This is a genomic window from Streptococcus parasanguinis, from assembly GCF_015557775.1.
In the GTDB taxonomy this organism is placed as follows: domain Bacteria; phylum Bacillota; class Bacilli; order Lactobacillales; family Streptococcaceae; genus Streptococcus; species Streptococcus parasanguinis_AA.
On the sequence record NZ_JADNOY010000012.1, the window covers coordinates 1 to 9,079 of the forward strand.

General features: G+C 41.7%; 6 protein-coding genes. 2 read left to right on the forward strand and 4 right to left on the reverse strand.

Annotation, left to right across the window (positions count from 1 at the left end):
* The first annotated feature begins 574 nt into the window (after window positions 1-574).
* The gene (locus I2F76_RS10445) at window positions 575-1,624 is read left to right on the forward strand and encodes a DUF389 domain-containing protein (RefSeq protein WP_195487819.1); all 1,050 of its coding nucleotides are present in this window, start codon (window positions 575-577) and stop codon (window positions 1,622-1,624) included.
* Window positions 1,625-1,834: 210 nt separating this feature from the next.
* Here the strand turns inward: I2F76_RS10445 and thrS are convergent, their stop codons facing one another.
* From thrS to ccpA, 4 genes are all read right to left on the reverse strand, one after another.
* A complete protein-coding gene (gene thrS, locus I2F76_RS10450) occupies window positions 1,835-3,778 on the reverse strand; it encodes a threonine--tRNA ligase (protein WP_195487820.1) in 1,944 nt (647 codons plus the stop codon).
* A gap of 353 nt (window positions 3,779-4,131) precedes the next feature.
* Window positions 4,132-5,454 carry a glycosyltransferase family 4 protein gene (locus tag I2F76_RS10455; RefSeq protein ID WP_070588791.1) on the reverse strand — a complete coding sequence of 441 codons (1,323 nt, stop codon included), beginning with the start codon at window positions 5,452-5,454 and terminating at the stop codon, window positions 4,132-4,134.
* A 1-nt stretch (window position 5,455) separates the two neighbouring features.
* A complete protein-coding gene (locus tag I2F76_RS10460) occupies window positions 5,456-6,454 on the reverse strand; it encodes a glycosyltransferase family 4 protein (protein ID WP_195487821.1) in 999 nt (332 codons plus the stop codon).
* 141 nt (window positions 6,455-6,595) lie between these two features.
* Window positions 6,596-7,600, reverse strand: a complete 1,005-nt coding sequence (gene ccpA, locus I2F76_RS10465; protein ID WP_021153619.1) for a catabolite control protein A — start codon at window positions 7,598-7,600, stop codon at window positions 6,596-6,598.
* 160 nt (window positions 7,601-7,760) lie between these two features.
* On the opposite strand from ccpA, the gene I2F76_RS10470 reads away from it, so the two are divergent.
* The gene (locus I2F76_RS10470) at window positions 7,761-8,843 is read left to right on the forward strand and encodes a M24 family metallopeptidase (RefSeq protein WP_003015591.1); all 1,083 of its coding nucleotides are present in this window, start codon (window positions 7,761-7,763) and stop codon (window positions 8,841-8,843) included.
* The last annotated feature ends 236 nt before the right edge of the window (window positions 8,844-9,079 follow it).

The window sequence follows — 9,079 nt, forward strand, 5'->3', positions numbered from 1 at the left end:
TCGAGCAAGACGCAGTGGTTGAGTGGGCTCTACTACGCTGATTTCATCAGCTTTTACAGCCCTACTCAACTGTGCGGAGGTGGGACGACGAAATCGAATTCTAACGAATGACCGATTTCTGTCCCACTCTCACTCGGGAGTTTTGGAACTTCATAGAAGTTCGCTGACGTTCTTGCTCACCTAAGGAAGGTTTTTTAGATTGTTTTATCCTCAATCTTTTTATTTTTTCATTATTTCTCAACACGTGATTTGTTGGCGATATCTGCTAGGATTGCTGCTACAAACTCATCATGTTTAAACATCAAAACGGTATCTACTTTCAGAGGAGATAACGTTTTTCTTCTTCGGATAAGGATACAAAAATTTCTGCCTTCACTATCTTTTAAATTGATTGAGTTCTTCAGAGAAAGACTGTAAACTTTTTGATATAATATCAAGGATGGACTGATGGATATTTAAAAAATTATGTTCAAAAGAATGACAGGTGAGAATTAAAAATATGTAAGATTGGACAGAGGTCTCTCTACCATCGTCTATGCAGAAACAAGATTATATGAAATAAAAGGAGTAACCAATGACCAGAAACTATTCAACACGTGAATTCCGCGAGAAACTATATGATGACCTTCATGTTCGATTAAGAGATACAGTGATTTTGATGTGTGCGATTTTTATTGCCTCTATAGGTCTAAATACGAATTCAACAGCTGTCATTATTGGAGCCATGCTGATTTCCCCTCTTATGACACCGATTGTTGGACTGGGGTTTGGTTTAGCTATTTTTGATACGCGTTTAATCAAGCAATCTCTAGAGGTTTTATTTACTCAAGTATTGGTCAGTTTGCTTGTATCGACTCTATATTTCTGGATTTCTCCCTTATCTTATGCAAGTAGCGAGTTGATTGCACGAACCTCTCCAACAATTTGGGATGTTCTCATTGCTATTGCTGGTGGGATAGCAGGTGTAATTGGTTCAAGGAAAAAAGAAGCAAACAATATCGTGCCTGGCGTAGCCATTGCAACAGCTCTGATGCCACCTATCTGTACTGCAGGCTATGGTTTAGCTAATGGAAATGTGCGATTTTTATTCGGGGCTCTCTATCTTTTCTTGATTAACTGTGTCTTTATCATGCTAACCAATATTGTTGGAACAAGAATTTTAATGAGAAAATCTCCTTTAAGTTCATTTAAAGAGCTAAACATGAAAATGAGAATTGGGCTGATATCCTTGATTGTATTATTGGTTCTTCCAGCCAGCTATTCAGCAGTCACTCTGACGATGGATCAAGCGCGAAAAGAAGGGATCAAACAGTTTGTAGGAAAAGAATTCGCTAATCATACGGTCATTAATCAAGTCTACAAGTCAAGGAATAATGAATTGGTCTTGACGGTTGTTGGAGATCCGATTTCAGAAGAAGAATTAGAAACCATTCGCCAAAAACAAGCCTCTTACGGTATTGAATCTGTTCAATTGAAAGTCAATCAAGTCCATAATTCGACAAAATTAGATAGTGAGGCGACCAAGGAATTTTACGAAAACATTGACAAGTATATCGATCAAAAACTCTCTGAAAAAGATTCACAAGATAACATCGTAAAAGAAATTGAGGCAGACAAGGATTGAGGATAGTCAACTTATCTAACTCATGGAAGCAAATCTTGGGGGATATCCTATATCCAAAAGTTAGTGGATAGAAAGGATCGTTGATGAGGATACTATTTGTGGTGGTTTGACCGATCACTACTAGCTCAGGTTAAACAAAATAGAAAAAGCAACAACTATTTCAGTTGTTGCTTTTTCTTACTAAAAAATATTTTTCAAACTGTGATCGTTTTATTTCTCAACACGAGATTTATTTGCAATATCTGCAAGAATCAATTCTACAAATGCATCTACCGGCATGGTTTCTGTTTCTTTTTGACCATAACGGCGAACGTTTACAGCCTGCTCTTCCATTTCCTTGTCACCAACGATTAATTGGTAAGGAATTTTTTGAGTTTGAGAAGCACGAATCTTGAACTGCATTTTCTCATTGCGTTCATCCACATCAGCACGAACACCACGATCACGAAGTTTCTTAGCTACTTCCCAAGCGTAGTCCACGTGTTTTTCGTTCGATACTGGGATAAGGGTTACTTGGTGTGGCGCAAGCCAGGTTGGGAAAGCTCCCTTGTAGTTTTCAATCAAGATCGCAGTAAAGCGTTCCATGGTTGAGATTACCCCACGGTGGATCATGACTGGACGGTGTTCTTCCCCGTCTGCTCCAATGTAATGAAGATCAAAGCGTTCTGGAAGCAAGAAGTCCAATTGGATAGTTGAAAGAGTTTCTTCTTTACCAAGAGCTGTTTTCACTTGGATATCCAATTTTGGTCCGTAGAAGGCTGCTTCCCCTTCAGCTTCATAGTACTCAACACCCATATCATCAACGGCTGCTTTCAACATGCGTTGAGCATTTTCCCACATTTCATCGTTATCAAAGTATTTGTGTTTGTCTTCAGGATCACGGTAAGATAAGCGGAAACGATAATCTGTCAAGTTAAAGTCTTCATACACATCGATGATCAATTGAAGGATCTTCTTGAATTCTTCCTCGATTTGTTCTGGAGCCACAAAGGTATGACCATCATTCAGAGACATTTCACGCACACGTTGAAGTCCTGTAAGGGCACCAGATTTTTCATAACGGTGCATCATACCGATTTCAGCGATACGGATTGGCAATTCACGGTAAGAATGCACATGATGTTTGTACACTTCAATGTGGTGAGGGCAGTTCATTGGACGAAGAACAAACTCTTCTCCATCTCCCATATCCATTGGTGGGAACATGTCTTCACGGTAGTGATCCCAGTGACCTGAAGTTTTATACAGTTCTACAGAAGCAATTGGTGGAGTGTAGACGTGTTGGTAGCCTGCTGCTACTTCTTTATCAACGATGTAGCGTTCCAACTCACGACGGATGGTCGCACCATTTGGCAACCAGAATGGAAGACCTTGACCAACTTCTTGAGAAATCATGAAGAGGTCAAGCTCTTTCCCAAGTTTACGGTGGTCACGTTCTTTGGCTTCTTCACGCATTTGAAGGTAGTTCTTCAAGTCTTTCTTGTCAAACCAAGCTGTACCGTAGATCCGTTGCATCATAGCATTGTCGCTATTTCCACGCCAGTAAGCACCAGCTACGTTGAGAAGGTGGAAGATTTGGATGCGACCTGTTGATGGGACGTGTGGGCCACGGCAAAGGTCTACATATTCACCTTGACGGTAGATCGTTAACCCACCTTCGTCTTCTGAGTGTTCTTCGATCAATTCTAATTTGTATGGATCGTTTTTGAAGATTTCACGCGCTTGGTCTTTGGTCACTTCTTCACGAATAGATGGGAAGTTTTCTTTCACGATTTTCTTCATTTCTTCTTCGATACGAGGAAGGTCTTCGTTAGAGATTTGACCAGCTTGGTTGTCTGTATCGTAGTAGAAACCATCTTCGATCGCTGGACCGACACCCAAGTGGATATCTGGGAAGAGGCGACGAGCTGCTTGGGCAAACAAGTGAGCCGCTGAGTGACGCAAGATTGGAAGAGCGTCTTCGTGATCAGATGTCACGATTTCAATGCTTCCATCTTCGGTGATGGCACGAGTTGTGTCAATCAATTTGCCGTTGAATTTACCAGCAAGGGCTTTTTTAGCCAAAGAATTGCTGATAGATTGGGCAATTTCAAAAGTAGTAACGCCAGATTCGAATTCACGAACAGCGCCATCTGGGAAAGTAATCTTAATCATGATTTTCTCCTTATAAAGTTTTTAGTAGCTAAATGGGTGGGAGGTGTCTTTGAACATTGGAATCGTCACTCCTTTTGATTTTCTCATTAAGAAATCAAAAAAGCGACCTCCTCGAAAGGACGTCGCAACGTGGTTCCACCTTCATTTATGTTCCTCAAAAAAGAGGGACACCTCTGATTGGCTCTAACGTAGCCACCGTTTTATGTTTGCATAAAAGAATCACGAGTAGTCCCAAACCTATCCTCTACGCGATTTCCAGCCCCACGCGCTCTCTATCAGATTTCCTAGATTTGATATGTCTCTGTCAGTTATTATAGCACGATTGAAAAATTTTGCAAGAAAAAGTTTCGTTTTCAATCAAAGAAATGCGTGATTTTACGGATTTTCTTCACTTGTTTGACCGAAGCCTTCATCATCTTCACAGATCCATTGACCGGAAGAGCAATCACCTTGGTCGGGATTTTCACAATGGTCTTAGACATCCGCTTAACCCGACTTTGCTCAGGATTCAAATCATTTGAAAAGTCTTTCGAGATGATTTTATCCAGGTAAAATTCGTAGACCCGACGGCCAAAAGTTGCTGCAGAAATATCATCAATCTTTTCTGCCCACTTGGTCTCATCGATTGCAGGCATCTCATCAATCGCTTCAAGAATCGCTTGTGCCAGATCGCTCTCCTCATAAAAGAGCTTTCCAAACATAGGATCATCAATCACATGATCGAGATAAGGATTGCCATGAGCGATGATCGGGGTACCACTCGCAATACTCTCTAAATAGGTCAACCCTTGCGTCTCACTCGTTGAAGCTGAAATAAAGAAGTCAGCCGCCTTATAGTAGAGAGCTGTCTCATTTGGCTGGATCATCCCTGTAAAGACAATAGCATCTGATACGCCAAGTTTCGCCGCTTGTTTTTTCAAATCATCCAAATAAGGACCATCTCCAGCCACGATCAACTTAACTTTTGGATTGACCTTGAGGACGTCTGGAAGGGCCGCAATAACAGCCTGAATATTCTTTTCATAAGAAACCCGCGACAGGCTCAATAAGAGCGTTTCATCTTCTGCGACTTCATATTTTTCACGAAGGGCTGCTGTCTCTGTCGGAGTAATTTCTGGCCGGTCAAACTTGGCCAAATCAATCCCTGTCGGAATAATACGTTTTTCTGCCTTGACCTTGTACTTTTGGAGCAAGTCATAGACGATCTCACTTGGACAGATCACTCCATCCAGATCATTCATATAACTTCTCACAATGTATTTGACCATACTTGGGCGAATGACCATACCTCTCGCAATATAGCGGACATAGTCCTCATACTGGGTATGATAGGTATGAATGACTGGAATCCGCAACTCACGTCCAATCCACACTCCCAAAAGGCCCAGTGAAAACTCAGTCTGGGTATGGATAATATCCAGCTGGTATTGCTTGGCAATGGCAAGCGCCTTTGAGAAGCCACGATAAGCAACGCGGCGGTCCTTAAAGGCGAAGAAAGGCACACTTGGAATCCGAATGATCTGCCAATCTTCATAGCGGTTGACATCTTTATCCGTTGTCGTAAAGATAAAGACCGTGTGACCCAATTTTTCTAATTCTGTTTTGAGCGTCCGAATACTGGTCGCCACTCCCGAAACTTGCGGGAAATAGGTATCTGTAAATAACCCTACACGCATCTTACATCTCCAAAACTGTTTGATAGGCTTCGACCAATTGATGAGCCACTAAGTCGATCGAACGACTTTCAGCAACCTTGTAGGCCGCCTCCCGCTTGTCTACTTGTCCGTTCAAGACCTTGTTCAAGGAATCCACAAATTCGTCTACATTATGGCACAATTCAGATGACGTCTCGTCGATCCAGCCATTGTATACTGGAATATCCCGCAAGACCGTGTGCTGATGACTGGCCAAGGCTTCCAAAACAACGATTCCTTCTGTTTCTTCATAAGATGGGAAGAAGAAAGCATCTGAACCCGTCATAGCCCCTTGGAAGACCGCTCCCTTGAAATAGCCAGGAAATTCCACATTACTAGGATGATCCTTTTCCACTAGGCGGCGGATCTTGCGCGGGATAATCCATTTATTGATGGAACCTAACCAAATAAATCGCACATCCGGCATGCGACGGGCTACTTCTACGAAGTCTTCAATCCCTTTGCGTTTGAAATACAGCCCTGCACAAATGACCACCTTTTGGCCTTCTTGGATATTAAAATGCTTGCGAAAGACCTCTTCTTTTTTCGGATCTTTTTTATATTTTTCCAAATCAATCCCATTGGACACAGCAATGATCGGAGTCGTCACTCCATAGGACTGGATCAAGTGTTTGGAATACTCAGATGGCGTGATCACATAGTCTGCCTTTTGGTACATGTGAGCCAAATACTTCCCAAACAAGGGCGCAAAAAAGTTAGACCCGATAAAGGAATTTTCAAAATCCTCACGGGTTGAATGACCATGCATGATGACTTTCTTTCCACGACGTTTTGCTGCATGGAGCAAAAGGAAACTCCGTGGGCCATAGGTATTGATATGCACCACATCATAATCTCCTAAAATATCTGTCGCATACGGAATCCCAGCCAAATCAAGCGCATGCATTTGGTGCTGCAAGGCTCGACCAATTCCTGATTTTTGTAATACGGATTTTCCTTCTAAATACAGTAAAACTTTCATACCTTCTATTATACCGAAATAAAGAGTGCCCAGCAAGTCTCTACCTGTTACTAGTATAAAAAAGAGGCTAGAACAGTTTTGTTCTAACCTCTCAGACTAGTAGACACGTCTTCCCAAGTCGAGACTCTAGTCTACTAATCCTTATTTTTTCGTCGTTCCACGTTGGTTGATCGTATGAGACAACAACACTTCGCGTTCTTCCAACTCTTCTTTGTGCATGATCTTGGTCAACATACGCATACTAATCGCACCAAGGTCATACAAGGGTTGGCCAATCGTTGATAGATTTGGACGCGTGTAACGTGTTACTTGTGAATCATCACTAGTAATGATTTCAAAGTCTTCTGGTACTTTGATACCGTGATCAGACAAGCCGTTCAAGAGACCTGCAGCCAATTCATCACCTGTCACAAAAGCAGCTGTTGCTTTTGACGCAATGATGCGTTCTGCCAAGTTGTAACCTTCATCGTAACGGTACTTGGATTCAAACACAAGTCCTTCGCTATAGCTCAATTTTTTCGCTTTCAAAGCTTCTTTGTAGCCTGTCAAACGAATTTTTCCATTGATATCATCCACCAATGGGCCACTTACAAAAGCAATTTTCTTGTTGTGTTTTGCCAACTGTGTAACAGCATCAACGGTTGCTTGCTTGTAGTCAATATTGACACTTGGTAATTGGTGTTCAACATCCACTGTCCCAGCAAGGACAACTGGCGTCCGAGAGCGTGAAAATTCTGAGCGAATCTTTTCTGTCAAATGATAGCCCATGAAAATGATCCCATCCACTTGTTTTGAAAAGAGGTTGTTTACTACTGAAACTTCTTTGTCATCGTCTTCATCGCTATTTGCAAGGACGATGTTGTACTTGTACATTTCAGCAATGTCATCGATCCCCTTAGCCAAGGTAGAGAAATAGCTGTTGGTAATGTTTGGAATCACAACACCGACTGTTGTGGTTTTCTTGCTGGCAAGACCACGTGCAACAGCATTTGGACGGTAATCCAAGCGTTCGATCACTTCTAATACTTTTTTACGTGTATTTTCTTTAACGTTCTTATTTCCATTCACTACACGACTAACGGTTGCCATTGAAACCCCTGCTTCACGGGCGACATCATAAATCGTTACTGTATCGTCTGTATTCATAAGATTTCCTTTCATTATTGAAAATTTCGTTTTCACTCTCTAATTAATCCTATTTTATCATGGATTGTAAACACTTTCAAGTATTTTGGTAAAATTTTGTAAACTCTTGCTTTTTTGGGGAAAATTTGACAAAATAGATCCATAGAAAGAAGGTAGCATTATGTCTAAATTAGATCAAATCGTCGATTTTCTTGAAACTGAAAAAACAGATGTCGCTGTTGTATCCGATCCTGTCACCATCAATTACCTAACTGGATTTTACAGTGATCCCCACGAACGTCAACTCTTCTTGTTCGTTTACACAGACCACGAACCACTTCTCTTCGTTCCTGCCCTTGAAGTGGAACGGGCGACTGCAGTTGTCGATTTCCAAGTGGTTGGCTATGTGGATTCTGAAAACCCATGGGAAAAGATTAAAGGGGCTATCGCAAAACCAGATGCCAAAACCGTTGCACTTGAATATGATAACTTGATCCTTACCAAATACAATGGCTTGCGTACTGTCTTTGAAAAAGCAACATTTACCAACTTGACACCACGGATTAACCGCATGCGCTTGATCAAATCTGCTGATGAGATCCAAAAAATGTTGGTGGCTGGTCAATATGCAGATAAGGCTGTCAATATGGGATTCGACGCCATTTCACTGGATAAAACAGAAACTGATATCGTAGCAGAAATCGACTTTGGTATCAAACGCTTGGGTTATGAAATGAGCTTTGAAACCATGGTCTTGACTGGAAATAATGCAGCTAACCCACACGGAATTCCTGGAAGCAACAAAGTCGAAAACGATGCTCTCTTGCTCTTTGACCTTGGCTGTATGGTAAATGGTTATGCGTCAGATATGACTCGTACCGTTGCTGTTGGGAAACCAGATGATTTCAAAAAAGAAATCTACCACTTGACGTTAGAAGCTCAACAAGCAGCCATTGACATGATCAAACCAGGTGTAACAGCACATGACGTCGACCGTGCTGCACGGAGCGTCATCGAAAAAGCTGGCTATGGTGAATACTTCAACCACCGCCTCGGACACGGGATCGGAATGGACGTGCATGAATTTCCTTCTATTATGGAAGGAAATGACATGGTGCTTGAAGAAGGCATGTGCTTCTCAGTCGAACCAGGAATCTATATTCCAGGTAAAGTCGGTGTCCGTATCGAAGATTGTGGTTATGTCACAAAAGACGGATTTGGACTCTTCACTGAAACCAGCAAAGACTTACTTTACTTTGACTAAGCCTTTAGTCGTTTCAATATATAACAAACATCTTGTTTCGTTAATAACTATAAAAAATGAGGCTGGGACAAAAGTCCTAGCCTCTTAATTATCTTTGGATTGTCGAGCAATACGCAGTGGTTGAGTGGGCTCTACTACGCTGATTTCATCAGCTTTTACAGCCCTACTCAACTGTGCGGAGGTGGGACGACGAAATCGAATTCTAACGAATTACCGATTTCTGTCCCACTCTCTTT

Coding starts and splice junctions, on each gene's coding strand:
- ccpA (WP_021153619.1), bottom strand. CDS start 7,600: ATGAATACAGACGATACAGTAACGATTTATGATGTCGCCCGTGAAGCA.
- I2F76_RS10470 (WP_003015591.1), top strand. CDS start 7,761: ATGTCTAAATTAGATCAAATCGTCGATTTTCTTGAAACTGAAAAAACA.
- I2F76_RS10460 (WP_195487821.1), bottom strand. CDS start 6,454: ATGAAAGTTTTACTGTATTTAGAAGGAAAATCCGTATTACAAAAATCA.
- thrS (WP_195487820.1), bottom strand. CDS start 3,778: ATGATTAAGATTACTTTCCCAGATGGCGCTGTTCGTGAATTCGAATCT.
- I2F76_RS10445 (WP_195487819.1), top strand. CDS start 575: ATGACCAGAAACTATTCAACACGTGAATTCCGCGAGAAACTATATGAT.
- I2F76_RS10455 (WP_070588791.1), bottom strand. CDS start 5,454: ATGCGTGTAGGGTTATTTACAGATACCTATTTCCCGCAAGTTTCGGGA.